The 507-nt window shown below is 65.3% G+C and carries 1 protein-coding gene; it reads left to right on the top strand.

Annotated elements, in window-relative coordinates; translation table 11 throughout:
* Window positions 1-507: amino acid permease (locus tag AC1DTN_RS39360; protein WP_477925696.1), on the top strand; the 507-nt coding region annotated here is incomplete at both ends.

The raw sequence follows: 507 nt of genomic DNA, 5'->3' as shown, positions 1-507 counted from the left end.
GGCCTTGCCAGCCGTCGGCTCGTTCTACGAGTACGCGCGGCTCGCCTTTTCCGACCGGCCCTCCGGCGGCGCGCTGGCGGGCTTCCTCACGGGCTGGATGTACTGGTATTTCTGGGTCATCGTGGTGGCGGTGGAGACCGTGGCCGGCGCAAAGCTGGTGTCGTTCTGGTTGCCGGACGTGCCCCAGTGGATGCTGGGGCTGGGCTTGATCGTTCTGCTCACGCTGACCAATCTGGTTTCGGTGAAATCCTACGGCGAGTTCGAATTCTGGTTCGCCTCGATCAAGGTCGCGGCGATCATCGTGTTCCTCTTCCTCGGCACGCTCTTCGTCCTGGGTCTGTGGCCCGCGACCAGTCCGGTCGCGTCTCCCGGCTTCGTCAACTTCACGACGCATGGAGGCTTCGCGCCCAACGGCATCGTTCCGATCCTCACCGGAGCGGTCGCCGCCACCGGCTTCTACTTCGGCGCGGAGATCGTGACGATCGCCGCTGCGGAAGCGGCGGAACC

The organism is Rhizobium sp. 01T444 (assembly GCF_056398305.1).
Note: the sequence above shows the minus strand (reverse complement) of the source record. Positions and strands in the feature narration are given on the sequence as shown.